This window comes from Pseudomonas sp. 43mfcvi1.1 (genome assembly GCF_900115935.1).
GTDB classification, from domain to species: Bacteria; Pseudomonadota; Gammaproteobacteria; order Pseudomonadales; family Pseudomonadaceae; genus Aquipseudomonas; species Aquipseudomonas bijieensis.
The window spans coordinates 40,209-64,903 of the sequence record NZ_UETT01000021.1; the positions used below are offsets into that span (position 1 = coordinate 40,209).

25 protein-coding genes are annotated in these 24,695 nt (G+C 63.7%); 15 read left to right on the forward strand and 10 right to left on the reverse strand.

What is annotated here, in order from left to right; all coding sequences use genetic code 11:
* Positions 1 to 54: 54 nt before the first annotated feature.
* The gene (locus DTP52_RS29150) at positions 55 to 4,356 is read right to left on the reverse strand and encodes a DEAD/DEAH box helicase (protein WP_109756425.1); all 4,302 of its coding nucleotides are present in this window, start codon (positions 4,354 to 4,356) and stop codon (positions 55 to 57) included.
* 366 nt (positions 4,357 to 4,722) lie between these two features.
* Here DTP52_RS29150 and DTP52_RS29155 point away from each other — a divergent pair, with 366 nt between their 5' ends.
* Together DTP52_RS29155 and DTP52_RS29160 are read left to right on the forward strand one after the other, a co-directional pair.
* Complete coding sequence (locus DTP52_RS29155) at positions 4,723 to 5,607, forward strand: sugar nucleotide-binding protein (protein ID WP_109756467.1); 885 nt, start codon at positions 4,723 to 4,725, stop codon at positions 5,605 to 5,607.
* Positions 5,600 to 6,529, forward strand: a complete 930-nt coding sequence (locus DTP52_RS29160; RefSeq protein WP_109756426.1) for an NAD-dependent epimerase/dehydratase family protein — start codon at positions 5,600 to 5,602, stop codon at positions 6,527 to 6,529. Before DTP52_RS29155 ends, DTP52_RS29160 begins: the two co-directional genes overlap by 8 nt.
* A 135-nt stretch (positions 6,530 to 6,664) precedes the next feature.
* Here DTP52_RS29160 and DTP52_RS29165 read toward each other — a convergent pair whose 3' ends face one another.
* From DTP52_RS29165 to DTP52_RS29185, 5 genes are all read right to left on the reverse strand, one after another.
* The gene (locus tag DTP52_RS29165) at positions 6,665 to 7,363 is read right to left on the reverse strand and encodes an OmpW family protein (protein ID WP_109756427.1); all 699 of its coding nucleotides are present in this window, start codon (positions 7,361 to 7,363) and stop codon (positions 6,665 to 6,667) included.
* A gap of 222 nt (positions 7,364 to 7,585) precedes the next feature.
* Positions 7,586 to 8,104, reverse strand: a complete 519-nt coding sequence (locus DTP52_RS29170) for a DUF3299 domain-containing protein (RefSeq protein ID WP_109756428.1) — start codon at positions 8,102 to 8,104, stop codon at positions 7,586 to 7,588.
* A gap of 11 nt (positions 8,105 to 8,115) precedes the next feature.
* On the reverse strand, positions 8,116 to 9,381 hold the full coding sequence (locus tag DTP52_RS29175; protein ID WP_109756429.1) for an ABC transporter permease: 1,266 nt from the start codon (positions 9,379 to 9,381) through the stop codon (positions 8,116 to 8,118).
* Position 9,382: 1 nt separating this feature from the next.
* Positions 9,383 to 10,093, reverse strand: a complete 711-nt coding sequence (locus tag DTP52_RS29180; protein WP_109756430.1) for an ABC transporter ATP-binding protein — start codon at positions 10,091 to 10,093, stop codon at positions 9,383 to 9,385.
* 178 nt (positions 10,094 to 10,271) lie between these two features.
* Entirely contained in the window at positions 10,272 to 10,847 is a 576-nt protein-coding gene (locus DTP52_RS29185) for a DUF2796 domain-containing protein (RefSeq protein ID WP_109756431.1), read from the reverse strand.
* A gap of 130 nt (positions 10,848 to 10,977) precedes the next feature.
* Between DTP52_RS29185 and DTP52_RS29190 the strand changes: the two genes are divergently transcribed.
* A complete protein-coding gene (locus DTP52_RS29190; RefSeq protein ID WP_109756432.1) occupies positions 10,978 to 11,325 on the forward strand; it encodes a hypothetical protein in 348 nt (115 codons plus the stop codon).
* 156 nt (positions 11,326 to 11,481) lie between these two features.
* Here the strand turns inward: DTP52_RS29190 and trxA are convergent, their stop codons facing one another.
* The 3 genes from trxA to DTP52_RS29205 form a co-directional block, all read right to left on the reverse strand.
* Positions 11,482 to 12,354, reverse strand: coding sequence for a thioredoxin (gene trxA, locus DTP52_RS29195; RefSeq protein WP_109756433.1), 873 nt, complete (start codon positions 12,352 to 12,354; stop codon positions 11,482 to 11,484).
* Positions 12,355 to 12,539: 185 nt separating this feature from the next.
* A complete protein-coding gene (locus DTP52_RS29200) occupies positions 12,540 to 13,199 on the reverse strand; it encodes a methyltransferase (RefSeq protein WP_109756434.1) in 660 nt (219 codons plus the stop codon).
* Positions 13,196 to 13,660 (reverse strand): YbaY family lipoprotein, encoded by a 465-nt coding sequence (locus DTP52_RS29205; protein WP_109756435.1) that lies wholly within the window; start codon positions 13,658 to 13,660, stop codon positions 13,196 to 13,198. The genes DTP52_RS29200 and DTP52_RS29205 overlap by 4 nt, the downstream gene beginning before the upstream one ends.
* Before the next feature lie 127 nt (positions 13,661 to 13,787).
* Here DTP52_RS29205 and nrdR point away from each other — a divergent pair, with 127 nt between their 5' ends.
* The 12 genes from nrdR to DTP52_RS29270 all read left to right on the forward strand — a co-directional run bounded on the left by nrdR (position 13,788) and on the right by DTP52_RS29270 (position 22,613).
* Positions 13,788 to 14,252, forward strand: coding sequence for a transcriptional regulator NrdR (gene nrdR / locus DTP52_RS29210; RefSeq protein ID WP_013694316.1), 465 nt, complete (start codon positions 13,788 to 13,790; stop codon positions 14,250 to 14,252).
* Positions 14,249 to 15,382: a bifunctional diaminohydroxyphosphoribosylaminopyrimidine deaminase/5-amino-6-(5-phosphoribosylamino)uracil reductase RibD gene (gene ribD, locus DTP52_RS29215; protein ID WP_109756436.1), complete on the forward strand. Its 1,134-nt coding sequence runs from the start codon at positions 14,249 to 14,251 to the stop codon at positions 15,380 to 15,382. Before nrdR ends, ribD begins: the two co-directional genes overlap by 4 nt.
* Positions 15,383 to 15,428: 46 nt before the next feature.
* Positions 15,429 to 16,091 carry a riboflavin synthase gene (locus DTP52_RS29220; protein ID WP_109756437.1) on the forward strand — a complete coding sequence of 221 codons (663 nt, stop codon included), beginning with the start codon at positions 15,429 to 15,431 and terminating at the stop codon, positions 16,089 to 16,091.
* A gap of 16 nt (positions 16,092 to 16,107) precedes the next feature.
* Positions 16,108 to 17,199 (forward strand): bifunctional 3,4-dihydroxy-2-butanone-4-phosphate synthase/GTP cyclohydrolase II, encoded by a 1,092-nt coding sequence (ribBA, locus tag DTP52_RS29225; RefSeq protein ID WP_003206026.1) that lies wholly within the window; start codon positions 16,108 to 16,110, stop codon positions 17,197 to 17,199.
* A 244-nt stretch (positions 17,200 to 17,443) separates the two neighbouring features.
* Complete coding sequence (gene ribE, locus DTP52_RS29235) at positions 17,444 to 17,920, forward strand: 6,7-dimethyl-8-ribityllumazine synthase (protein ID WP_003206025.1); 477 nt, start codon at positions 17,444 to 17,446, stop codon at positions 17,918 to 17,920.
* Positions 17,917 to 18,417, forward strand: a complete 501-nt coding sequence (gene nusB, locus DTP52_RS29240; RefSeq protein WP_057713127.1) for a transcription antitermination factor NusB — start codon at positions 17,917 to 17,919, stop codon at positions 18,415 to 18,417. Before ribE ends, nusB begins: the two co-directional genes overlap by 4 nt.
* Positions 18,418 to 18,437: 20 nt before the next feature.
* On the forward strand, positions 18,438 to 19,403 hold the full coding sequence (gene thiL / locus DTP52_RS29245) for a thiamine-phosphate kinase (RefSeq protein WP_109756439.1): 966 nt from the start codon (positions 18,438 to 18,440) through the stop codon (positions 19,401 to 19,403).
* Entirely contained in the window at positions 19,400 to 19,903 is a 504-nt protein-coding gene (locus DTP52_RS29250; protein WP_053125805.1) for a phosphatidylglycerophosphatase A, read from the forward strand. The genes thiL and DTP52_RS29250 overlap by 4 nt, the downstream gene beginning before the upstream one ends.
* Positions 19,904 to 19,914: 11 nt before the next feature.
* Positions 19,915 to 20,673, forward strand: a complete 759-nt coding sequence (locus DTP52_RS29255) for an ABC transporter substrate-binding protein (RefSeq protein WP_109756440.1) — start codon at positions 19,915 to 19,917, stop codon at positions 20,671 to 20,673.
* Between the two features lie 109 nt (positions 20,674 to 20,782).
* The gene (gene ribA, locus DTP52_RS29260; RefSeq protein WP_109756441.1) at positions 20,783 to 21,400 is read left to right on the forward strand and encodes a GTP cyclohydrolase II; all 618 of its coding nucleotides are present in this window, start codon (positions 20,783 to 20,785) and stop codon (positions 21,398 to 21,400) included.
* Positions 21,397 to 21,816: an MFS transporter gene (locus DTP52_RS29265; RefSeq protein ID WP_109756442.1), complete on the forward strand. Its 420-nt coding sequence runs from the start codon at positions 21,397 to 21,399 to the stop codon at positions 21,814 to 21,816. Before ribA ends, DTP52_RS29265 begins: the two co-directional genes overlap by 4 nt.
* A complete protein-coding gene (locus DTP52_RS29270) occupies positions 21,816 to 22,613 on the forward strand; it encodes a cobalamin-binding protein (RefSeq protein ID WP_109756443.1) in 798 nt (265 codons plus the stop codon). The genes DTP52_RS29265 and DTP52_RS29270 overlap by 1 nt, the downstream gene beginning before the upstream one ends.
* Before the next feature lie 138 nt (positions 22,614 to 22,751).
* Here the strand turns inward: DTP52_RS29270 and DTP52_RS29275 are convergent, their stop codons facing one another.
* Complete coding sequence (locus DTP52_RS29275) at positions 22,752 to 24,632, reverse strand: TonB-dependent receptor domain-containing protein (RefSeq protein WP_109756444.1); 1,881 nt, start codon at positions 24,630 to 24,632, stop codon at positions 22,752 to 22,754.
* Between the last annotated feature and the right edge of the window lie 63 nt (positions 24,633 to 24,695).

A 24,695-nucleotide genomic window follows, 5' to 3' on the forward strand; every position in this document is an offset into this window, starting at 1 on the left:
CCACAAATCAACTGTGGGAGCGAGCCTGCTCGCGATGAGGCCAGTGCAACCACCTCAACCTTTCTGAATGAGCTTGTTCCTCAGCTCAGCCATCCCCTGCCCATCCAACTCGACCCAAAGATGCTGCTTGCCAGCAATCTGCGCCGCCACCGGCAAGCCATCGCGATACACCAACCGATTACTCGCCAGTGCCGGCACTTTCGCCCCCGGCAACAGGGTGCCGGCCAGGTTCAGCGGGTCGACGCCACACACCACCACCAGGCTGCCATCGGCGGGACGGCGGCGGGTTTCGCGCAGCAGCGGGATGGCCTCGGGCAGGGCGAATTGTTCGCCCGCCAGGCCACTGACGAACCTGCCGCCACGAATCTCGCCCCGCGCCTCCAGGCGATGAAAGGTGCGCAGCAGCTCACGCCAGCTCGGCAACCAATCGGCCTCCCGCTCCAGCAGGCGCCAGAACACCACGCCATAACGGCGCAGCAAGGTCATGGCGATGTGTTCCAGGGTCTCTGGCGCTATAGGGGTTGCCTGGGGTTGCGGCGAACTGCGACGCAACAAGGCCCAGCGCCCGGCGTCGTCCATGCCACCGACAAACGCGCCGCGCCCGCGCCGGCTGCTACGGGCCTGGCGTTTGCTGGCCGGGGTGATCAGCGCGCGCAAGCCAGCGAAGCTGTCGGCATTCACCAGCCCGGCGCCCACCAGTTCCTGCAAGGCGATTTCCAGTTCGCTGCGCAGCAGGTGGGCTTCGTGGGCCAGTTCATCAAAAAACAGCGCGCCGTGTTCGCTGAGGGCCTGATGGACTTTTTGGGTCTTGGGCGAAAGCTCATCGAGGGCTGTTTGCCCGGCCAGGCTGCTCCACAACGCCACCTGATTGCGCGGCAGCAATACCACCGGCGTACTGCGCAGGGCGCTGGCGGAAGGTTTCTGGCGCGCGCTCAGGCGCATCCATACCCATTTGCCACTGCGGCAAAGTTCATCGAGCCAACCGGGCGAATAGTCCTTGATTCGCGCTGGCAGCAGGTCACTGTCCCAGGCTGACGCGGCGCCAGGGTAGCCTTCGAATTGACTCAGGATCGATGGCAGCACGGCATTTCCGCGGCCTTGGGTCGACGACGACAAATGCTGCCAGTCGAACAGAAAGCGCATGAAATCCTGCAACATCACCGGCTCGATTTCCCGGCGCAGACGTTTGACCGTATAGCGATGGATGCGCGCCAGCAAATGCCGCTCGCACCACTCCTCCTGCCCGGTGCCCGGCGTGAACCGGCCGCGCAGCACGTAGCCTTGCTGTTCCAGTTGTGCCAGGGCCTGGGTGACCTGCGGGGTGGACAACCCCAGTGGGTAGGCGATGGCCTTCAACGGCAGCGGACCAAAGGCACTGAGCCGGGCGCGAAGCATTTCCACCACGGCTGCGTCGCTGTCCCAGGCTTCATCGAAACCGGCCAGGGGCGTCAGTGGCGGTTGCCATTGGACCTGTGGATAAACCGCTTGCAGACACGTCAGCCGTTCCAGCGCCACCCACAGCCCGCGTTCGGCGCTGATCTGCACGTGGCTGGCGCGACCGCGTTCGGCCAGGGTCTGCAACCAGGCCAGCCACGGCGGATGGGCGCTGGCTTCGCTGTCGGCGATACAGGCCAGGCTCATCAGCGCTTCGTGCATTTCATCGAGATTGGCCGGCGTCGGCCAGGCTTCATCGCGGACTGACTGGATGGCCTCGGCGTCCAGGGCGCCAAGGTCGTCGGTGGACTGTGGATCGCTCCAGCGCCGGTTGATCACCGCCTGGGTTCGCCGTTCTTCCAGCGGCGCGTCGTCGAGAAAGGTGTAGGGCCGGGCACTGAGGATTTCTGCCGCCAGGGGCGAGGGCGCCGGCAGGTCGCGACTGACCAGGCGAATCTCGCCCGCTTCCATGCGCCGCAACAGCGTCAGCCAGCCTTCGCTGTCCATGGCTTCGTGCAGGCAATCGTCGAGGGTCTGCTCCACCAGCGGGTGGTCGGGGATCTCGCGCTCGCCGGCCAGGTTCTCCAGGCAGGCGATCTGGTCCGGGAACACGCTGGCGATCAGGTCTTCGCTTTTCATCCGCTGGATCTGCGGGGCGACTTTGCGCCCGCCGCTGTAGCGCGGCAAGGCCAGGGCCACGCTGGCATTCCAGCGCCAGCGCACGCCGAACAACGGCGCATCCAGCACCGCCTGGACCAGGATCTGTTCGGCGCTGTGGCTGTTGAGGTAGCGCCAGACCTCGTCCAGCTCGAAGCTGTGGCTGGTGGACAGCGAGAGCACGATGGCGTCTTCACTGGCGGCAGCCTGCAATTCGAAATTGAAGGTGCGGCAGAAGCGCTTGCGTAAGGCCAGGCCCCAGGCGCGGTTGATACGGCTGCCAAAGGGCGTGTGGATGATCAGTTGCGTGCCGCCGGACTCGTCGAAAAACCGCTCCATCAGCAACGTGTCCTGGGACGGCAGGGCGCCGAAGGCCCGGCGTGCCGGGGCCAGGTAGTCCACCAGTTGCTCGGCGCTGGCCAAGTTCAGTTGCAAGGTGCCGGTGAGCCAGTCGAGGGCCGGTTGCAGATCGCCTGGCGTGGCGCCGAGTAGTTGATCGAGCTGGGCTTGCAGGCGAGCCACGGCCTGGGACAGTTCGGCGCTGCGCCCCGGGGCTTCGCCGAGCCAGAACGGGATGGTCGGCGGTTGGCCCTGGGCGTCCTCGACCCGCACGCGACCGGTCTCGACGCGAATGATGCGGTACGACGTATTGCCCAACTGGAACACATCGCCAGCGATGCTTTCCACGGCGAAATCTTCGTTGACGCTGCCGATGTTCAGCCCTTGGGGTTCGAGCAGCACACTGTAGTCGGCGTTGTCCGGGATGGTTCCGCCACTGGTCACGGCGGTTAGCTTGCTGCCCCGGCGCCCGCGCAAGGTGCGGCTGACGGCATCGCGGTGCAGGTAGGCGCTGCGCACGCCCTGGCGACCGTTAAGGCCTTCGGCGAGCATGTGCAGCAACGCCTGGTAGTGATCGTCGTCCAGTTCGGCGTAGGGCGAGGCGCGACGCAAGGTCTCCAGCAACGCCTGTTCCGGCCATTCCTGGCAACTGACTTCGGCGACGATCTGCTGGGCCAGCACATCCAGCGGCGCCTTGGGGATGTGCAAAATGTCCAGCTCGCCACGGCGCACGCAATCGAGCAGGGCGGCGCATTCGATCAAGTCGTCACGGCTGGTGGCGAACAACCGTCCCTTGGGCGTGCCGCCCACCTGGTGTCCGGAGCGACCGACCCGTTGCACGAACGCCGAGATCGAACGGGGCGAAGCGATCTGGCACACCAGGTCGACATCGCCAATATCGATGCCCAGCTCCAGGGACGCGGTGGCGATCAGCACCTGCAATTGGCCGCGCTTGAGGCGTTGTTCGGCGTCGAGGCGAAACTCCTTGGCCAGGCTGCCGTGATGGGCGGCTACGGCGTCTTTGCCCAGGCGCTCGCTCAGGTGCCGGCTCAGGCGTTCGGCCAGGCGCCGGGTGTTGACGAACACCAGGGTGGTGCGATGTTCCCGGGCCAGCTCGGCGAGACGGTTGTAGACCAGCTCCCAGACGTCATTGGCCATCACCGCCGAGAGCGGTACGGGCGGCACCTCGATATCCAGGTCCCGGGGGCGGGCGTGGCCGATGTCGACGATTTCACATGTGCGTCCTTCGCCGACGAGAAAACGTGACACCGCTTCGATGGGCTTTTGCGTGGCGGACAGGCCGATGCGCACCAGCGGTTCGGCGCACAGGGCTTGCAGGCGCTCCAGGCTCAAGGCCAAGTGACTGCCGCGCTTGCTGGCGGCGATGGCATGGATTTCGTCGACAATCACCGTGCGCGTGCTGGCGAGCATTTGCCGGCCGGAGTCGGAGCCGAGCAGCACGTAGAGCGATTCGGGCGTGGTCACCAGAATGTGCGGCGCGGTCTTGCGCATTGCCGAGCGGTCTTTTTGCGGCGTGTCGCCGGTGCGCACGGCGGTGCTGATAGGCAAGGGCGGCAAGCCCATTTTCTGCAACTGCTCGGTGATGCCGGCCAGTGGGGTTTGCAGGTTGATCTGGATATCGTTGCTCAAGGCCTTGAGCGGCGAGACATAGACCACCAGGGTCTGGTCCGGCAGGCCGCCTTGTTCCAGGCCGCGATGCACCAGCTCGTCGAGCACCGCGAGAAACGCCGTCAGGGTCTTGCCCGAACCGGTGGGCGCCGCCACCAGGGTCGAACGCCGCTGGCCGATCAACGGCCATGCCTGGGCCTGGGCGGCCGTGACCGCCGGGAAAGTCTGGCTGAACCAGGCGCGAACGGCGGGGTGAAAGCCTGCCATGGCGTGGTCGGCGGGGAGAGGCAGATTCATGGGGCAGTTATGCGGGTGGGAGGGGGAAGATGCAAGTACCGTCCGGGACCTGTGCAGAGCTTGAGGTTGATACTGTCCCTGTGGCGAGGGGATTTATCCCCGCTGGACTGCGCAGCAGTCCCTGTAATTGCCACCTGGGTGGGTCAGATTCACCTCATTTGCTTGGTTGGGGCTGCTACGCAGCCCAGCGGGGATAAATCCCCTCGCCACAAGTCAGCGACCAGCCTTGAAAGACCGTCAAACCTGATGATCTGCACTTTACGGATGACGGTTGCGCACTAAACCCGCAAAATGCAACGATTCCGGCAACGCCTGTGGGCGTTGTCGACCAAATTCTTGTGCCAACAGACTGGGCCTGCTGACTTTATGCGAATGCGCCTTATGTTACTGGGCGGCGGAAATGCCCTTGGGCAGGCGCTGATTCGCCTCGGTGCAGAAGAAGACATCGGTTTTCTTGCCCCCCGCCCGCCCGAAGACGGTTGGGATGCCGCGAGCCTGACGCAACTGCTCGACGACACCCGCCCGGACGCCTTGATCAACCTGGCGTACTACTTCGACTGGTTTCAGGCCGAGGCCGTCAGCGAGCAGCGCCTGGCCGGCCAGGAGCGCGCGGTCGAGCGCCTGGCCGGGCTGTGCCAGCATCACAACATCATCTTGTTGCAACCGTCGAGCTATCGGGTGTTCGATGGCTCCCGCGCCACCGCCTACAGCGAAAAGGACGAGCCCGTGCCTTTGGGCCTACGCGGCCAGGCGTTGTGGCGGATCGAGCAGAGTGTGCGCGCCACCTGCCCGCAGCATGTGCTGCTGCGTTTCGGCTGGCTGCTGGACGACAGCGCCGACGGCATCCTCGGACGTTTCCTGGCCCGGGCCGAGCAGCCTGAAGAGCTACTGCTGGCGGATGACCGGCGGGGTAATCCAACGCCGGTGGACGATGCCGCGCGGGTGATCATCTCGGTGCTCAAGCAACTCGATTGCGCCGCGCCGCTGTGGGGCACCTACCATTACGCCGGCCACGAGGCGACCACGCCGCTGGCACTGGGCCAGGCGATCCTCACCGAAGCCCGCGCCCTGCATCCCCTGGCAATTGAGTCGCCCACCCCCCAGGCCCACGCCGCACGGCCGGACGCGGCGGAAGAACCGCAGCACGCGGTCCTGGCCTGCAAGAAAATTCTGCACACTTTCGGGATCAAGCCCCGCGCCTGGCGCGCGGCACTCCCGGGCTTACTGGATAGGTTTTATCGTCATGGCTGAAGGCCCTGTTTTAATCACTGGCGGCGCGGGTTTCATTGGTTCGCACCTGACCGACGCCTTGCTCGCCAAGGGACATTCGGTACGCATCCTCGATGACCTGTCCACCGGCAAGCGCAGCAACCTGCCGCTGGACAACCCGGCGGTCGAACTGATCGAGGGCGATGTCGCCGATGCCGCACTGGTGGCGCGGGCCATGGCCGGTTGCAGCGCGGTGGCGCACCTGGCGGCGGTGGCCTCGGTGCAGGCTTCGGTGGACGACCCGGTGCGCACCCACCAGAGCAACTTCATCGGCACCCTGAACGTTTGCGAGGCCATGCGCCAGGCCGGCGTGAAACGGGTGCTGTTCGCCTCCAGCGCAGCGGTTTATGGCAACAACGGCGAAGGCGAGTCCATCGACGAGGAAACGCCCAAGGCCCCGCTCACGCCGTATGCCTCGGACAAGCTGGCCAGCGAGTTCTACCTGGACTTCTATCGCCGCCAGCACGCCCTGGAGCCGGTGGTGTTTCGCTTCTTCAACATCTACGGCCCGCGCCAGGATCCGTCCTCGCCGTACTCCGGGGTCATCAGCATCTTCAGCGAACGGGCACAGAAAGGCCTGCCGATCACCGTGTTCGGCGACGGCGAGCAAACCCGGGATTTTGTCTATGTCGAAGATTTGGTGGACTTGCTGGTGCAGGCCATCGAGAAGCCCGCGGTGGAAGTGGGCGCGGTGAACGTCGGCTGGAACCAGGCCACGACCCTCAAGCAAATGCTCCAGGCCCTGGCCGCCGTGGTGGGCGACCTGCCACCGATCAGCTACGCCCCGGCGCGCTCCGGCGACATCCGTCATTCGCGGGCTGACAATCGCCGCCTCTTGGAACGCTTCAGCTTTCCAGCGCAAACGCCGATGAGCGTGGGGCTGGCGCGGCTGCTGGGACGCTAAGTCCTATTCCACCAAAAACTGTGGGAGCGAGCCTGCTCGCGATAGCGGTTTGTCAGCTGGCATTGATGCTGGCTGACCCAACGCAATCGCGAGCAGGCTCGCTCCCACAGGGTTTTTCTTACCTTTAAATTCCGTTTAGAACTTGTAGCCCAACCCCACCATGTAGATCCACGGATCCACATCGACATTCACCTTGGCCCGGGTCCCGCCGGCCACGGCGTTGTTGTCCACATATGCAGTGGTGTCGATGTCGATGTAGCGAACCTGGCCGTTGATCATGATGTTGTCGGTCAACATGTAGTCCGCGCCCACTTGCCACGCCATGCCCCAGCTGTTGCTTGCGCGAAAGTTGCTGAAGCCGTTGGCGCTGGCTTCGCTGCCGACGTGTTCGTCGTAGATCCAGGTGTAGTTGATGCCGGCGCCGACATAAGGCTGGAACGCCGACTTGGCGTCGAGCGGGTAGTAAACCAGGCTCAGGGTTGGCGGCAGGTGCTTGAGGGTGCCGAGCTTGTTGTTGGCCGCGCCCAGGGCGGTGCCTTTGATCTTCACGTCGTGCTCGAACGGCGAGGCCGCCAGCAGTTCGATCCCCAGGTTGTTGGTGATCATGTAGGCGAAGTTCAGGCCCAGTTGCGTGTCGCTGCTCATGGTCGCCTTGCCGCCCAGGTCGGCGCCGGCCAGCGGGCCACGGTCGACTTTGACGCTGGAACTGTCGGCCTCTGGATTGACGGTAATGGCACCGGCGCGAACGATGATGTCGCCAGCGGTGTGGGCCTGGGCGAGTGGGGCGGCGAGCGCGAGGGCGACGAGGGAAGCGCTGAGCAAGGACTTGTGCATGGGGGCTCCAGAGGACATTTCAAAATTGATGTCCTATGGTACGAAGCCGTCTGGGCAGGTCTTTTGACTCAGCTCAATGAAAGTGTGATGAGCATTCAAGGGCCCCATCGCGAGCAGGCTCGCTCCCACAGTCGACCGAGTTTTTTCAGAAGCAATCCGGTCCAATGTGGGAGCGAGCCTGCTCGCGATAGCTATTTCATTGCCAACACATCACCACCAGATTCACTCCGGCAGCTCATACACATAAATCTTCTGCGCCTCCATCTGATACCCGGCATCCGCCAGTTCGCTGGTGGACGGCTTGACCTGCATCGGCCCCTCGACCCAGTACGGCTGGTACAACTCGTCGAGCTTGACCCCGACCTCGCTTTTCACATGCACGATCTGATTGGACGGCGGTGGCGGTACGTGGATGCAGGCGCCGAAGTACGGCACCAGCAAGAAGTCCGTGGTGCGGCCTTCCTCGCTGACTTCCAGCGGCACGATGTAGCCCGGCAGACGAATCTGCTGGCCGTCGAGAGCCTTGACCACCGGGGCGTTGGGCAGGTCCTGCTTGGCCGCTGGCGCGGATTCGGCGGCCAACGCGTCACCCATCTTCGACAGGTCGTGCAGCGGGGTCATGTTCGGCACTTCCGGCGGCGCGTCTGGCGGGATCATTTCCGACCAGGCCAAGTCCCTCGGCTCGGCCGCCCACAGCGGCAGGGCGACTATCAACAACAGCGCAAGCAGGGCGCGGGGCATTTTCACTGTCCTCATAAACGGATCGACAGGCCATCGGCCAACGATTGGCGATAGGCGCGCCAGGCGGGCACGCTGCCCATCAGCAGGGCAGCGAGCAGGATGCCAGCCATGAGCGTCCATTCATATTCGCTCGGCCAACCCAGCGGCAAGTACAAACCGTAGGCCGACTGCACGTAACCCTGGGCAGCGGCGATGCCGATGTACAGCAACGCCAGCCCGGCGGTGACCCCGGCCAGGGCCAGGGCAAAGGCTTCGAGCACCAGCAGCGTCGCGATGTGCCACGGTCGCGCGCCCACCGAACGCAGGATCGCCATTTCCCGGCGGCGTTCGTTGAGGCTGGTGAGGATCGCCGTGAGCATGCCGATCAACCCGGTCAACACCACGAACAGCGAAATCACGAACAAGGCTTTTTCCGCCGTGCCCATCAGGCTCCACAACTCTTGCAGCGCCACGCCCGGCAGGATCGCCAGCAACGGTTCGCCGCGGAACTCGTTGATCTCGCGCTGCAAGGCAAAGGTGGAAATCTTGCTGTTGAGGCCGAGCATGAATGCCGTGATCGCTTGGGGCGTAAGGTCCATGTTGCGGGCCTGGTCGGCGCTGATGCGGCCATTGCCCTGGGCCGGCACGCCGTTCTTCCAGTCAATGTGGATCGCCTCCATGCCGCCGAGACTGATGTGCAGCGTGCGGTCCACCGGGGTGCCGGTGCGCTTGAGGATGCCGACCACGGTGAAGGGCTTGTCGTCATGCTTGACCAGGCTGATCGCCGCCACGCCGTGGGCCAGTACCAGTTTGTCGCCGAGCTTGTAATGCAGTGCCTCGGCCACTTCGGCGCCGAGCACCACTTCGAACGGGTCGCTGGCGAAAGCCCGGCCATCGGCCAATTCCAGGTGTTGCTGGCGACCGTACTGGTAGTGTTCGAAGTAGGCCTCGGTGGTGCCCATCACTCGATAACCACGATGAGAATCGCCGAGAGACATGGGGATCGCCCACTTCACTTTCGGGTTGCTGGCGAAGTGTTCGAAGCTGTCCCAGCGGATATTGTTGGTGGCGTTGCCGATGCGAAACACCGAATACAGCAGCAGGTTTACCGAACCGGAGCGCGCACCGACGATCAGGTCGGTGCCGCTGATGGTGCTGGCGAAACTGGCCCGCGCCTCGGTGCGCACCCGTTCCACCGCCAGCAGCAGGCACACCGACAGGGCGATGGCGAAAGCGGTGAGGATCGCAGTGAAGCGGCGGTTCGCCAGGCTGGCCATGGCTAGACGGAACAAATACATCTCAGACCTCGAGTGGCGTGGCGGCGCGATTGAGATCGGCCAGCGACAGGTTGCGGTCGAACAGCGGTGCCAGGCTCTGGTCGTGGCTGACGAACAACAGGCTCGAGCCGGCCTCGCGGCATTCGGCGAACAACAGCCGCAGGAAGTTTTCCCGGGCGTCGTAGTCCAGGGCCGAGGTTGGTTCGTCGGCGATCACCAGTTCCGGCTGGCCGATCAGCGCCCGGGCGGCGGCGACCCGTTGTTGCTGGCCGATGGACAACGAGTCGGCGCGGCGCTCCAGCAGGCTTGGATCGGTCAGCCCCAGATGCGCCAGCAGTGTGGCGGCGGCTTGATCGACGCTGCCGTGACGCTGGATGGCCCGTTGAGCACGGAGCTTGGAAAAGTGGCAGGGCAGCTCGACGTTCTCCCGTACGGAGAGAAACGGCAGCAGGTTGAATTGCTGGAAGATGTAGCCGGTGTGGTCGACGCGAAAGCGGTCGCGGCGGCCGGCGCCCAGTTCGCTGAGCTCCTGGCCGAGCAGGCGGATGCTGCCGCGATCCGGCGTTTGCACTCCGCCCAGAAGCCCCAGCAGCGTGGTCTTGCCGCTGCCGCTCGGGCCCTTGAGGAACAAGGTTTCACCCGCTTCCAGGCGAAACGCCGGGATATCCAGCAACGGCGGATGCCCGGGCCAACTGAAGCCCAGGTCGGAGAGTTCGATGAGTGCTTGGGTCATGGTTGTGATTTCAAGGTAATGGAGCACCTGTGGGAGCGAGCCTGCTCGCGAAGCGGTGTGTCAGGCGACATCCGGGCTGAATGTGCCGGCCTCATCGCGAGCAGGCTCGCTCCCACACTGGATCTATGTTGCCCACATTTGTGCTCGCAACCGGTCAACGGTGTGGGCTTCGGTGGAGTCAGAACTTCAGGGCTGGCGCCTGGGCCGTCATTTCCCCACCTTGCTGGCCGCTCGGGCCGATCAGTTGCACCAGGATTTTCTGGGTGGCGGGGAATTCCTTGAACAGTGGTGCCAGGTCCAGATGGGTCAAGGAACCAGGCGCGACGCAGCGGAACCGGTATTGAGCGTGGATTTCGCTGTGTTCGTGGTGCTCGTCGCCATCCTCGTCGGCAGGCTCTTCGTGGTCCGGTTCGTCGCCGAACAATGGGCTTTTTAGCACCTTCTGCTCCAGGGTGCATTTGGCATCGGCCAGATTGATCAGCGCCGCCGGCTTCTCCAGCTTCGCCCGGACAGCGGCCACCTTGGCTTTGTCGGCGGCGCTGGTGGCGGCGTGTTCGAAGCCCACCAGATTCATTGCCGGGCTTTCCAGTTCCAGCTCCAGGATCTCGCCGTCCAGCGAGGCGTTGAGGCGGGCGACCCCGTGCTCATGGGCGCCGAGGCTGCCGTGCTCATGATCGTGGTCATGCTCGGCAGCCGCGTGAGCGACAGCCAATGGCAGCAGGGCGAACGGCAAAGCGAGAAGCAGACGACGCATGACGAGTCTCCAGAAAGTACAAATTGTGTTATGTAATCTTATAACGAAAGTGCGCAGAGTTTGACCGTCTGCTTGGCGTCGCGCAAGGCCCATGGGAGCATGCGTACATGAAATATTCAGGAGCACGGTGATGTTGCGGATACGCGGAACCGTCGGCGATTGGCCGGTGGACTTGTCGATCGAAATGGATGAGGGCGACTGGGCGCAGCTCGGCGCGCAGTTGCAAGCGGCCAAGCTCGACAGCACGGCAACGCCTGCGGCCAAACCGGCCAATCAGGACGATGCCCAGTGGCAGATCGCCAAGGAACTGCTGCGCAAGGCCGGGCAACTGAGCGGCCCGGACCTGCTGGAACAGCTTGAAGGCCTGACCGGCAGCGCCTCGGCGGGCAAGCGCCTGTTGGTGCGCCTGCGCCACTGTGCCGAGGTCAAGGTGCTGAGCGGCGCCGATACGCCGCTCTACAGTTGGGTCGGGGCCTAGTGGCCTGTGTGGCTAATTCGTGCACTCAACTTCGGCGCCAGAACTTGCCAGTCTGCGTTGCCATTCCTCGCCGTAGCGGGCTACGACTCGTCATGGCGCCTTGCCGGGCAAGCCCTGGCACTCGAATTTGAGTACTCGAATTAACCGTACAGGCCACTAGTACAACGCCGCGAACAGCTTGCGACGATAGGTCGTCACCAGCGGATGATCATTGCCCAGCAGTTCGAACACTTGCAGCAAGGTCTTGTGGGGCAGGCCTTCGCTGTAGCTGCGGTTACGTACGAACAGCTTGAGCAGCGCATCGAGGGCCGCTTCATACTGCTGGCGCGCCAGTTGCTGGATCGCCAACTGGTACACCGCTTCATCGTCCTGCGGGTCTTTCGCCAGGCGGGCCTTGAGGTCGGCGGCGTCCGGTAGATGCTTGGCCAGGCCGAGGAACTGGATCTGCGCCTTGGCTCCGGCAAGGGCGGCCTTGTGCTCGTCGCTTTTCACCGCGTCGAGCACGGTCTGCGCTTCGCCCAGCTCGCCGCGCTCGGTCAGGCAACGGGCGTACAGGATCAGGGCCTTGGCGTTGGTGTTGTCTTCACCCAGCAGCACCGTGAGCAGGGCTTCGGCGTCGGCGAAACGACCGTCGTCGAACAGCGCCTGGGCTTGTTCGAACGGGTCGGCAGCGGCTGGCGGCGGCATCTGTACATGGGGTTCGAGCATCGTGCGCACGGCCGATTCCGGCTGGGCCCCGGCAAAGCCGTCAACCGGCTGGCCGTCCTTGAACAGCACCACGGTGGGCAAGCTGCGAATGCCGAAGCGGGCGACGATGTCCTGCTCGATGTCGCAGTTGACCTTGGCCAGCAGCAGCTCACCCCGATAGCTCTCGGCGATGGTTTGCAGCATCGGCATCAGCGCCTTGCACGGCGCACACCACTCGGCCCAGAAATCCACCAGCACCGGTTTGTGGAAAGAGTTGGCGATCACCGATTGGTCGAAGTCGGCCGTGGTGGCGTCGAAGATGTAGGGCGTTTCCTGAGTCATGGGAATCTCGTAGAGCGCTTGAATGGGGCAACTATACGGCTTGGTGGGGGTGGCTGAAAGCCGGGCTTGTGGTGCCTGATAGGCCGCTATCGCGAGCAGGCCCGCTCCCACAGGGGATTTGTTCAGGTCACAGAATTTGCCGGCACCACAAAACAACTGTGGGAGCGAGCCTGCTCGCGATGCTTTTAAAGCTCGCGTCGCGCGTGGTACAGGCTCACATGCCGAAACTCTTCCGGCTCAGCCAGATCAGGCAAAGTCATGGCTTCCAGCATTTCGATGCGCCGGTACAGCGGATGCTGGAAGTCCCGCACCCGGGAATCGGCCACCAACGCCTCGCGACCACGGCTGAGGAACTGATCGAGCAGCGGCAGGTTGGCCCGGTCGTAGAGCACGTCGGCGACCAGGATCAGGTCGAAGCGATCGGCCTCGGCAAAGAAATCCGTCGAATAACCCAGCTCTACGTCATTGAGCGCGGCATTGGCCTGGCACGCGGCAATCGCCAGTGGGTCCAGGTCGCAGGCCACCACCTCCAGCGCCCCGGCCTTGAGCGCCGCAATGCCCGCCACGCCGGAACCGGCGCCAAAATCCAATACCCGCTTGCCCTCGACCCACTGCGGCTGTTCGGCCAGGTAGCGCGCCATCGCCAGGCCGCTGGCCCAGCAGAAGCTCCAGTAAGGCGGTTCGTGGAGGATGCGGCGGGTTTCTTCCGGGCTGAAGGCGCGGTCCATGTTGTCGCCGTCGATCAGCCACAATTTCAAGTCAGTGTCGGGTAGCGGGCAGGCCACCAGGCGCGCGTCGCCCAGTAACTCGCCCAACGCCCGTTGCAGGTCTTGCGGTGCATTCATGGCGCTTTGACGAATTGCAGGGTGCCCAACGCCTGGGTGGTCGGTTGGCTGATGCGTTGTTCCGGCAGGTGCAGAATCAATTGGCCGGACTGGCTGGCACGGCCGCGCAGTTCCACCCGGGCGCCGACCGGGAAGGCATCGGGGTTGAAACGCAAGCGGAAGGGCAGGGCCTGGTTGGTGCCGATCAGGCTGGAACTGGCGAGCAGTTGCTGCGGACGGTCCTTGTCATCGATCACCAGCAGCGCCAATTCGACCTCGGCCCCGGCCGGTACGCCTTGCAGGGTGCCGCTCAATTCCCGCTGATAAGCTGGCAGTGGCCCCAGCTCGGCAGCCTGGCGAGCCTTTTCCTGAGCCTGTTTCGGCGCCGGGGCCGGCGCGGGCGCAGCCGGTTTGGGGGCATCGCTGCTGCACGCCATCAGCAGGCTGAAAAAACTGAGCAAAACGAGCGATCGTAGCGGCATGTGTGGCTCCAGCAAGGTAAATTCCATGGATCTGACGGTAAGCCCGTCTGTATACCGTAAACCCTATGGCTTGTCTTGCCAGTGGGATGCGCTACCATGGCCCTCCCTTTTTTTGTTGCCTGCCACCATGCACTGTCCCTTCTGCGGTGCCAACGACACCAAGGTCATCGACTCGCGACTGGTCGCCGAGGGCGAACAAGTCCGCCGCCGCCGCGAATGCCTGGCTTGCGGTGAGCGTTTCACGACGTTCGAGACCGCTGAACTGGTGTTGCCGCGCCTGATCAAAACCGACGGCAGCCGCCAGCCGTTCGACGAAGAAAAACTGCGCGCCGGCATGCAGCGCGCCCTGGAAAAACGCCCGGTGAGCGTCGAGCGCCTGGAAGCGGCGCTGGTGCACATCAAGCACAAGCTGCGGGCCACTGGCGAGCGCGAGGTCAAGTCCCTGGTGGTCGGTGAGCTGGTGATGGCCGAGCTGCAGAAGCTCGATGAAGTCGCCTACATCCGTTTCGCCTCGGTGTACCGGCGCTTCCAGGACCTGAACGAGTTTCGCGAAGAAATCGACCGGCTGGCCCGCGAACCGGTGAAAGAATGACTATTCCGGCGCAGCAGGCCGTCCTCGACGCCCACTACATGGCCCGTGCCCTGGAGTTGGCGCGGCGCGGTCACTACACCACCCACCCCAATCCCCGGGTCGGTTGCGTGATCGTGCGTGACGGGCAGATTGTCGGCGAAGGCTGGCACATCCGCGCTGGCGAGCCCCATGCCGAAGTCCACGCCCTGCGCGCTGCCGCTGAACAGGCCCGGGGCGCCACGGCCTACGTGACCCTCGAACCGTGCAGCCATCACGGTCGTACGCCGCCGTGTGCCGACGCGCTGGTCAATGCCGGCGTGGCACGGGTGGTGGCAGCGATGCAGGACCCCAACCCGGAAGTGGCCGGGCGAGGCCTGCAACGGCTGGCCCAGGCCGGTATCGCTACTGAAAGCGGCGTACTGGAAGGCGAGGCGCGCAAGCTCAATGAAGGTTTCCTCAAGCGCATGGAACACGGCCTGCCGTTCGTGCGGGTCAAGCTTGCCATGAGCCTTGATGGCCGCACGGCCATGGAAAGCGGCGAAAGCCAGTGGATCACCGGTCCGGCCGCACGTTCGGCGGTACAACGCCTGCGCGCCCAGGCCAGTGTGGTGCTGACCGGCGCCGATACGGTGCTGGCGGACAACGCCCGGCTGACCGTGCGCGCCGATGAACTCGGGCTGGACCCGGAGCAGACCGCGTTGGCCATGAGCCGTCCGCCGCTGCGGGTGCTGGTGGACGGTCGTTTGCGGGTGCCGCTCGACGCAGCGTTCTTCAAGGCCGGCCCGGCGCTGGTCGCTACCTGCATGGCGGTGGAAGAACAGTACGCCAACGGCCCCGAATGCATGATCGTGGCGGGCGAGGACGGACAGGTCGATCTGCGTCGGCTGCTGGTGGAGCTGGCGGGGCGGGGCGTCAACGAGGTGTTGGTGGAGGCCGGTCCGCGTCTGGCGGGGGCTTTCGCACGGCAAGGCTTGGTGGACGAATTCCAGATTTTCATCGCCGGCAAGTTCCTCGGGTCTTCGGCTCGGCCGCTGTTGGACTGGCCGCTGGCGCAGATGAAAGATGCCCCGGAACTGAAAATCACTGAAATCCGCGCCGTGGGCGATGACTGGCGAGTCACCGCCGTCCCCGTTCCCCAGGCGAGCGTATAATTCCCGGCTTTCGCCCAAGCGGCGGCCCGTTCTCGAGGAGGACTCCATGTTTACCGGCATCATCGAATCCATCGGCAGCATCCGCGCACTGACCCCCAAGGGCGGCGATGTGCGGGTCTACGTCGAAACCGGCAAGCTCGACCTGAGCGACGTCAAGTTGGGCGACAGCATTGCGGTCAACGGCGTGTGCCTGACCGCCGTCGAGTTGCCGGGCAACGGTTTCCTGGCGGATGTCAGCCGCGAAACCCTCGACTGCACCGCCATGAACGACCTCAAGAGTGGTAGCCCGGTCAACCTGGAAAAAGCCCTGACGCCGACCACCCGCTTGGGCGGCCACTTGGTCAGCGGCCACGTCGATGGCGTCGGCGAAGTGGTTTCGCGCACCGATAACGCCCGCGCCGTGGAGTTTCGCATCCGCGCGCCCAAGGAACTGGCCAAGTACATCGCCCACAAAGGCTCGATCACCGTCGACGGCACCAGCCTGACGGTCAATGCGGTGGATGGCGCCGAGTTCCTGCTGACGATCATTCCCCATACCCTGAGCGAAACCATCATGGCTTCGTACCGGCCGGGGCGCCGGGTCAACCTGGAAGTCGACTTGCTGGCCCGGTACCTGGAGCGCCTGCTGTTGGGCGAAAAGGCCGCAGAGCCTGCAGCCGGTAATATCACTGAAAGCTTTCTGGCCGCCAACGGCTACCTCAAATCCTGACCCAAGGGGGTGCCGCGTGGCGCTCAATAGCATCGAAGAACTGGTTGAAGACATCCGCCAAGGCAAGATGGTCATCCTCATGGATGACGAAGACCGCGAGAACGAAGGCGACCTGATCATGGCCGCCGAGTGCTGCAAGGCCGAACACATCAACTTCATGGCCAAGCATGCCCGCGGGTTGATCTGCATGCCGATGACCCGCGAGCGCTGCGAGCTGCTGAAGTTGCCGCTGATGGCGCCGCGCAACGGCTCGGGCTTCGGCACCAAGTTCACCGTGTCCATCGAGGCCGCCGAAGGCGTGACCACCGGGATCTCCGCCGCTGACCGCGCGCGCACCGTGCAGGCCGCTGCCGCCCGGGACGCCAAGGCCGAAGACATCGTCAGCCCCGGCCACATCTTCCCGCTGATGGCCCAGGCTGGCGGCACCCTGGCCCGCGCCGGCCACACCGAAGCCGCGTGCGACCTGGCGCGCATGGCCGGTTTCGAGCCCAGCGGTGTGATCTGCGAAGTGATGAACGACGACGGCACCATGTCCCGTCGCGCGGAGCTGGAAACCTTTGCCGCCGAACACAACATCAAGATCGGTACCATCGCCGACCTGATCCACTACCGGATGATCCACGAACGTACCGTTCAGCGGATTGCCGAACAGCCCCTGGACAGCGAACTGGGCCAGTTCAACCTGGTGACCTACCGCGACTCGGTGGAAGGCGACGTACACATGGCGCTGACCCTGGGCACCGTGTGTGCCGAAGAACCGACCCTGGTGCGCGTGCACAACATGGACCCACTGCGCGACCTGCTGATGGTCAAGCAACCCGGCCGCTGGAGCCTGCGGGCCGCCATGGCCGCGGTGGCCGAGGCCGGCAGTGGCGTGGTATTGCTGCTCGGACACCCGCTCGATGGCGACGTGCTGCTGGCGCACATCCGTGAAACCGGCGACCAGGCAGCGGTGAAAAAACCGACCACCTACAGCATCGTCGGTGCCGGTTCGCAGATCCTTCGTGACCTGGGCGTGCGTAAAATGCGCCTGATGAGCGCACCGATGAAATTTAATGCGATATCCGGTTTCGATCTGGAAGTTGTAGAATACGTGCCCTCCGAATAATAGCCCGCGGATTCCGGCATTATTGTTCAGGCTTGTCAGATCATCGTGGCGAGGGGATTTATCCCCGCTGGACTGCGCAGCAGTCCCAAAAAAGGGCTGCTTCGCAGCCCCACGGGGATAAATCCCCTCGCCACAAAAGATGTGCAAGTGAACGACATGACGGGATTCACGGTGCAGTATTCGTGGCTAATATCACTGAGGAGCGCGTATAGAACGCGCTCTGGCTCTTTAAGAGATCTGACGAATGACCCTGAAGACCATCGAAGGTACCTTCATCGCCCCTAAAGGCCGCTACGCTCTGGTAGTGGGCCGCTTCAACAGTTTCGTGGTCGAGAGCCTGGTTGGCGGTGCGGTCGATGCCCTGGTTCGCCATGGCGTGAGCGAAAGCGACATCACCATCATCCGTGCCCCTGGCGCCTTCGAGATTCCGCTGGTTGCGCAGAAAGTCGCTCAAAAGGGCGAATATGCGGCAATCATCGCCCTGGGCGCGGTCATTCGTGGCGGTACTCCGCACTTCGAATACGTGGCCGGCGAATGCACCAAGGGCCTGGCCCAGGTGTCCATGGAGTTCGGCGTGCCAGTCGCCTTCGGCGTTCTGACCGTTGATTCCATCGAGCAAGCCATCGAACGTTCCGGCACCAAGGCCGGTAACAAAGGTGCCGAAGCTGCCTTGTCCGCCCTGGAAATGGTCAGCCTGCTGGCGCAGTTGGAGGCCAAGTGATTAGCGACGAAAGCGATCGTTTCAACCCGCGCGATCCCAAGCCAGCCGATGCCGGCAAGCCGTCGAAAAGCGCCAAGCGTCGCGAAGCCCGTCAGCTCGCGACCCAGGCGCTGTATCAATGGCACATGGCCAAGCAATCGCTGAACGAGATCGAAGCGCAGTTTCGGGTCGATAACGATTTCAGTGATGTCGACGGTGCTTACTTCCGCGAGATCCTGCACGGGGTCCCGCAGTTCAAGACCGAAATCGACACCGCGCTCACGCCATGCCTGGACCTGACCATCGAAGAGCTGGACCCGGTCGAACTGGCGGTCCTGCGCCTGTCCACCTGGGAACTGCTCAAGCGCGTCGACGTCCCGTACCGCGTGGTGATCAACGAAGGGATCGAGTTGGCGAAAGTCTTCGGTTCCACCGATGGCCACAAGTTCGTCAACGGTGTGCTCGACAAACTCGCCCCGCGTCTGCGTGAAGCTGAAGTGAAGGCGTTCAAGCGCTGATTGGCGCTTGCAGCGACGCTATGGGCGAATTTGAGCTGATCCGTAATTACTTCGCCGCCGCGCCCTGCGCGCAAGGCGGCGAGGGCGTTGCGCTGGGGATCGGCGACGACTGCGCCTTGCTGGCCGTTCCTCCCGGGGAACAGCTGGCGGTGTCCACCGACACACTCGTGGCCGGCGTGCATTTCCCAGACCCGTGCGACCCGTTCCTGCTCGGCCAGCGCTCGCTGGCCGTGGCGGTCAGTGACCTGGCTGCCATGGGCGCCACCCCTGTTGCATTTACCCTTGCCCTGACCTTGCCGACGGTGACCGCCGATTGGCTGCAAGCCTATGCCCGCGGTTTGAACCAGATGGCCCGGGCCTGTGGCGTGGCGCTGGTGGGCGGAGATACCACGCGTGGACCACTGAGCCTGACCATGACCGTGTTTGGTCGCGTGCCGTCCGGCCAGGCCTTGACCCGTAGCGGCGCGCAGCCTGGCGATTGGCTGTGTGTCGGCGGTGAGCTGGGCAATGCCGCCGGTGCATTGCCGCTGGTACTCGGCCAGCGTAGCGCCGAACCTGTCGTCGCCGAGCCACTGCTGGCCCATTACTGGTCACCATGTCCGCAGATCGACCTGGGCCTGGCGCTACGTGGCAAGGCCAGCGCGGCGATGGATATTTCCGACGGCCTGCTGGCCGATTGCGGGCATATCGCCCTGGCGTCCGGGGTGGCCTTACAGGTTGAACGCGATCGACTGCCGCTGTCCAACGCTCTAGTAGCCTTTCTGGGCCGGACGGATGCCGCCCACGCGGCCCTGAGCGGCGGTGATGACTACGTGCTGCTGTTCACCGTGGCACCGGGCCGATTGGCGGCATTACAGGCCGAGGGCTTGCCGATCCACGTGATCGGTCGCGTACTGGCCGGGCAAGGCGTCACGCTGGTCGACAACACCGGGCAGGACATCACCCCGCAAATCCGCGGCTATCAACATTTTCGGGAGACACCGTGACAGATCATCCCAACCAGGTCCCGGCGGAGTTCGTTCCGCCTTCGGTCTGGCGCAATCCCTGGCATTTCCTGGCATTTGGCTTCGGTTCGGGTACTTTGCCTAAAGCCCCTGGCACCTGGGGCTCGCTGGTTGCGCTACCCTTCATACCGTTGTGGCAGATGTTGCCGGATTGGGGCTATTGGCTGATGCTGGGCATCACCATGCTGTTTGGCTTCTGGCTGTGTGGCAAAGTGGCGGACGATTTGCGGGTGCACGACCATGAAGGCATCGTCTGGGACGAAATGGTCGGCATGTGGATCACCTTGTGGCTGGTACCAGAAGGCTGGTACTGGTTGCTGACGGGTTTTCTGGTGTTCCGTTTCTTCGATATTCTCAAGCCGTGGCCCATTCGCTGGATCGACCGGCATGTGCACGGCGGTGTCGGTATCATGCTCGATGATGTGTTGGCCGGGGTTTTCGCCTGGCTGGCAATGCAAGGATTGGTGTGGTGTTTCACCTGAAGGAGCTGGGCATGGGCGTAAGTCGCGCACTGTTGCTGTTGCTGTGTCTGGGAGCCTGTGTGGGGGTGGGGGTTGCCGAGTCGGCGTCGCTTCCCGACAAGGTCCGCGCAGCCAGCGAGGAGTGGGCCGATTACACCCAGGCCGACGGCCAGGGCATGGGCTGGGACATCTTGCGCGCGGTGTTCGAGCCAGAAGGCGTCAAGCTGGAGATCCGCAGCGTGCCCTACACCCGCTCGATCGGGTTGGTGCAGCGTGGTGAGGTCGACGTGCAGGTCGGCGCCTATCGGGATGAGTCCGAAGGCGTGCTTTATCCCAAGTGGCACTACGACGTCGATCACATCTATGCCCTGGGGCTGGCGTCCAAGCCAACGCCGACCCTGGCGACGATTGGTAACTATCGACTGGTATGGATGCGCGGCTACGAATACAACAACTACCTGCCCAACATCCGCCGTTTCAACGAAATCCACCGGGCGGTGGGGATCTTGCCCATGCTGATTCATGAACGAGCGGATTTCTACATCGATGCATCGATGGAAATCGAAGAAGTGCTCGCCAAGGCCGACGATCCCAAGCAGTTCAAACTCTCACCGTTGATCAATTTGCCGCTGTACCTGGGCTTTGCCAACACCGCAAACGGAAAGGCGCTGCTTGATCTGTTCGACCGGCGCATGGAGGTACTGGTGAAAACTGGCCAGCTCAAACCGATTTTCGAACGTTGGAAGCAACCCTATCCTTTCGACGAGAATGGCAAGCCACCGAAGCCGTAATCAAACTTTTCGATGGTTATGGCCGACAATTCAGCCTAAGCGTCGGTCGGGACGTGCTGTTACAATGCCCGCCTCTGCGAAACTCCAGTACTAGATCAGGAGCACACCGGTGCCTGTCGTTTTTGTTGCCGCTTCCAAGCTGCCGACGCCTTTTGCGCAATTCACCATGCATGGTTTTCTCGATGAAGCCACCGGCCGCGAGCACGTTGTGCTGAGCCTGGGTGATTTCGCCGACGGCAGCCCGGTACTGGGTCGCCTGCACTCCGAATGCCTGACGGGCGACGCCCTGTTCAGCCAGCGCTGCGATTGCGGTTCGCAACTCGAAGCCGCGCTGCAAGCCATCGCCCGTGAAGGCCGTGGTGTGTTGCTGTACCTGCGCCAGGAAGGGCGTGGGATTGGCTTGTTGAACAAGATCCGCGCCTATGAACTGCAAGATGGCGGCGCCGATACCGTCGAAGCCAACGAGCGCCTGGGCTTTGCCGCCGACCTGCGTGACTACAGCATCTGCCTGCCGATGCTCCAACACCTGGGTGTGAAGTCCTTGCGGCTGATGACTAACAACCCGCGCAAGGTCAAGGCGCTGACCGACATGGGCATCGTGGTCGCCGAGCGTGTGCCGCTGCACACCGGCCATAATCCGCATAACAAACTCTATCTGGCGACCAAGGCCAGCAAGCTCGACCACATGATGGGCAACGAGCACCAGGGCGAGGTTGACCGGGCGTGACGCGTGGCCAGGTTCGGCGGCGACTGGCCGTCAGTTGGTGGAAATACCTGGCACTGGCCCTGGTACCGCTGTTCGTGATCAACCTGGTGTTTGGCCAGGGCGAAGCGATCCTGCCGGTGTTGGCGATGCCGCTGTTCATTGCTGGCGTGGCGTCGATGTTCGTCAGCCTGCGATTCTTCGGGCCTTATAAACACGCCTTGGTTGCAACCCAGAAAGCCCTCGATACACCGGAAGAACCCCAGGCCTGGATTGCTCTGGCGGCTCGCCGTCGTGCAGCCTTTCTTGTCGCGGGGCTGCCAGCCTGGATCGGCGCCCTTGCCGTGTTCGTGGGCCTGGAGGCGGTGCCGCTGATGTTGCTGGCCTTGTCCTCCACGGTACTGTTCTACCTGTATCGCATCCCGCGTCAGCTCGGCTGATGAGCCGCTGGCTGGCGGTCCTGCTGCTGGCCGTCAGTGCCTCGACGGTGGCGGCCCCGCGTGTCGTCAGCCTGGCACCGTCACTCTCGGAAATCGTCGTTGAACTGGAGTCCGCTGACCTGCTCGTGGGCGTACTGGATGGCGGTGACCGTCCGCCGATGCTGCAAGACCTGCCCTCGGTCGGCCGTTACGGGCAACTGGACATGGAGCACCTGCTCAGCCTCAAGCCCGATCTGCTCCTGCTCTGGCCCGGCAGCGTTGGCCCGGCCCAGCGCCAGCAGCTCAAGGGCCTGGGCATTCCCCTCTATATCGCTGACCCCCACAGTCTCGACCAACTCATCACGCAAATCGAAGCCATCGCCATGCAGCTCGGCCGCCCGGAGCGAGGTGTGCAGCGAGCGGCGCAGTTGCGCGTGCGTCTTGAGGAACTGCGCCAGCGTTACCGGCGCGCCACGCCATTGCCGGTGTTCTATCAGGTCTGGGACCGGCCGCTGTACACCGTTGGTGGCGGGCAGATCATCAGCGATGCGCTGGCGGTGTGTGGGGCGCGGAACGTCTTCGCCGACCTGAGCGTGCCGGCGCCGCAGGTGAGCGTGGAGTCGGTGCTGCAGCGCAATCCACAGGTTCTCCTCGCCACGGAGCAGGCGCAGCTTGATGCCTGGAAAGCCTGGCCGCAGTTGCCGGCGGTGACGCAGGGACGGTTGCTGTTAGTGCGTGACAAGGGGCTGGAGCGACCCAGTGGGCAGATGATCGAGGCGACGGCACGGTTGTGTGAGTTGATTGCGCCGGACAGGTAGACCGCGGTGTCTGCAATCGCGAGCAGGCTCGCTCCCACCGTTGATCGACGGCGGATACAAAATCCGAATTCACCAAAAATCCCCTGTGGGAGCGAGCCTGCTCGCGATGAGGCCAGCGCAAACTTCACAAGTCTCGGATCAGATATCCGGTGTCCAAGTCACCCCAAACAACCAGGCCCGCCCATCTTCCCGATACCCATACTGCTGACCATCATGGCTATACAGCGCCCGGCTGTAACCCTTGTCCAGCAGGTTATCCACCTTCATCTCCAGCTTCACTTCCCGGGTCAACGCCCAACTGCCGCGCAACCCGAGCAAGGCATAACCGCCCAGGGCATTGCGGTTGTTCTCGTCGTCGTAGCTGCCGCTCACCGCTTGCCAGGTGGCACCCAGGCCCAGGCGGTCGAATTGCCGATCCAGGTCCAGGCTCAAGGTCCGCCGGGCGCGGCGGGCGAGGGTGTGGCCGCTGTCGCGGTCGCGCGGGTCGATGATGGCCAGGCCCAGGTTGCTCTGCCAGCCGAACAAGTCCTGCAGGTAGGCCATCTCAAACCCGTTGATCCGCGCCGAGGCGACGTTCTGCGGGCGTGAGTTGCTGCCAAAGATGATCGCGTCTTCCAGGTCCGTGCGGTACAGCGAGGTCTCCAGGCGGGCGCTGTCGCTCAGTTGGCTGCGCCATTGCAACTCGTAGCTTTTGGCCGTCTCGGGTTTCAGGTCCGGGTTGCTGTAGTCCGGGTAGTACAGGTCGTTGAAGGTCGGCGCGCGGAAGCTTTCGCTGTAGGTCAGCAACACGTCGTTGTCCGGGTTGATCGGTAGGGTGAGCGTGCCGCTCCAACTGTTCTGGCCGCCAAACTGCTGGTTCTGGTCGCGACGCAGGCCCAGTTCGGTGGAGAAGGTTTCGGCCTGGAAGCGGTGCTGGATGAACGCTGCACGGTTCCAACGGCTGTCTTCGTCGAACGGCGTGCTGCTGTTGACCCGGTCCTGATACCAGTCGCCGCCGACGATCAGGCTGTTGCGCTCGTCCAGCTTCACGTCGTTCTGCCAGGTCACGGAATCGCGGTAGGTGTTGAATACCTCGCGGACGTCGCTGAGCTTGTCGAAGGTTTTCTCGCGGTTTTCGCTGTGGCCCAGTTCCAGGCGCGATTTCCAGGTGTCGTTGAGCCGTCCGTCCACATAGGTGCTGAAGCTGCTCACCGCAAACTCGCTATGGGGTTGCTGGGGCAGGGATTCGAAGGTGGTCGGGTCGAAGCGGCCGAACGGGTTGTCGTATTCGCTTTTGCCGCGGTTATCCAACAGGTTCAAGCCAACTTCCAGGTCATCGCTGGCGGCATGGCTCAGGCTGAGGCTGAAGGACTGGTTGCGGTTGGCGTCCTCGTCGCGGTCGCTGGCGTAGGACTCGTGGGTTCGATTATCGCCGGCGCTGTCGTCGAGGCTGGCCCCGAGATTGAAGCGCGTCTGCTCATCGCCACCGGACAGGCTCAGGCTACGCTCCCAGGTCTGTTGGCTGCCGAAGCCCAGGTGCAGGCGTGGTTGCAGGCCTTGTTCGTTGCCGCGACGGGTGAAAATCTGGATCACCCCGCCCACCGCATCGGCGCCGTAGATCACCGAGCGCGAGCCGCGCAGCACTTCCACCCGTTCTATCTGGTGGACGTTCAGGCGTTGCAGGTTGCTGTCGCCGGAGGTGGCGTTGCCGATGCGCTGGCCGTCCACCAGCACCAGGCTCTGGGCCGATTTGGTGCCGCGAATGTAGATCCCTGGCAGGCTACCGCGCCCACCCAACGGCGCCACCTGCACTCCCGGCACGCGGCTGAGCAGGTCAGTGACGCTGGCTGGTTGCAGGCGCTCGATGTCGTCGCGGGTGAACACCGTGTTGGCGGCGCTGCTGTCGTTGCGGGCCTCGACCTGGCGGTTGGCGCTGATCACGATGTCGGGCAGCTTCAGGGCTTGGTCGCGTTCGAAGGTGTCGGCCAGCAGATCAGGGGTGGGGAGCAGGGAAAGAGTGAGGGCTAGGCGCAGTTTCATGGGTGTTCCGTGACTACTTGGTCCGCACAAAACCAATGTGGGAGCGAGCCTGCTCACGATAGC

Excerpts from the sequence above, each read along its gene's own strand:
- DTP52_RS29150 (WP_109756425.1), bottom strand. The coding sequence starts at position 4,356 with ATGAATCTGCCTCTCCCCGCCGACCACGCCATGGCAGGCTTTCACCCC.
- DTP52_RS29155 (WP_109756467.1), top strand. The coding sequence starts at position 4,723 with ATGCGAATGCGCCTTATGTTACTGGGCGGCGGAAATGCCCTTGGGCAG.
- DTP52_RS29160 (WP_109756426.1), top strand. The coding sequence starts at position 5,600 with ATGGCTGAAGGCCCTGTTTTAATCACTGGCGGCGCGGGTTTCATTGGT.
- DTP52_RS29165 (WP_109756427.1), bottom strand. The coding sequence starts at position 7,363 with ATGCACAAGTCCTTGCTCAGCGCTTCCCTCGTCGCCCTCGCGCTCGCC.
- DTP52_RS29170 (WP_109756428.1), bottom strand. The coding sequence starts at position 8,104 with ATGCCCCGCGCCCTGCTTGCGCTGTTGTTGATAGTCGCCCTGCCGCTG.
- DTP52_RS29175 (WP_109756429.1), bottom strand. The coding sequence starts at position 9,381 with ATGTATTTGTTCCGTCTAGCCATGGCCAGCCTGGCGAACCGCCGCTTC.
- DTP52_RS29180 (WP_109756430.1), bottom strand. The coding sequence starts at position 10,093 with ATGACCCAAGCACTCATCGAACTCTCCGACCTGGGCTTCAGTTGGCCC.
- DTP52_RS29185 (WP_109756431.1), bottom strand. The coding sequence starts at position 10,847 with ATGCGTCGTCTGCTTCTCGCTTTGCCGTTCGCCCTGCTGCCATTGGCT.
- DTP52_RS29190 (WP_109756432.1), top strand. The coding sequence starts at position 10,978 with ATGTTGCGGATACGCGGAACCGTCGGCGATTGGCCGGTGGACTTGTCG.
- trxA (WP_109756433.1), bottom strand. The coding sequence starts at position 12,354 with ATGACTCAGGAAACGCCCTACATCTTCGACGCCACCACGGCCGACTTC.
- DTP52_RS29200 (WP_109756434.1), bottom strand. The coding sequence starts at position 13,199 with ATGAATGCACCGCAAGACCTGCAACGGGCGTTGGGCGAGTTACTGGGC.
- DTP52_RS29205 (WP_109756435.1), bottom strand. The coding sequence starts at position 13,660 with ATGCCGCTACGATCGCTCGTTTTGCTCAGTTTTTTCAGCCTGCTGATG.
- nrdR (WP_013694316.1), top strand. The coding sequence starts at position 13,788 with ATGCACTGTCCCTTCTGCGGTGCCAACGACACCAAGGTCATCGACTCG.
- ribD (WP_109756436.1), top strand. The coding sequence starts at position 14,249 with ATGACTATTCCGGCGCAGCAGGCCGTCCTCGACGCCCACTACATGGCC.
- DTP52_RS29220 (WP_109756437.1), top strand. The coding sequence starts at position 15,429 with ATGTTTACCGGCATCATCGAATCCATCGGCAGCATCCGCGCACTGACC.
- ribE (WP_003206025.1), top strand. The coding sequence starts at position 17,444 with ATGACCCTGAAGACCATCGAAGGTACCTTCATCGCCCCTAAAGGCCGC.
- thiL (WP_109756439.1), top strand. The coding sequence starts at position 18,438 with ATGGGCGAATTTGAGCTGATCCGTAATTACTTCGCCGCCGCGCCCTGC.
- DTP52_RS29255 (WP_109756440.1), top strand. The coding sequence starts at position 19,915 with ATGGGCGTAAGTCGCGCACTGTTGCTGTTGCTGTGTCTGGGAGCCTGT.
- DTP52_RS29270 (WP_109756443.1), top strand. The coding sequence starts at position 21,816 with ATGAGCCGCTGGCTGGCGGTCCTGCTGCTGGCCGTCAGTGCCTCGACG.
- DTP52_RS29275 (WP_109756444.1), bottom strand. The coding sequence starts at position 24,632 with ATGAAACTGCGCCTAGCCCTCACTCTTTCCCTGCTCCCCACCCCTGAT.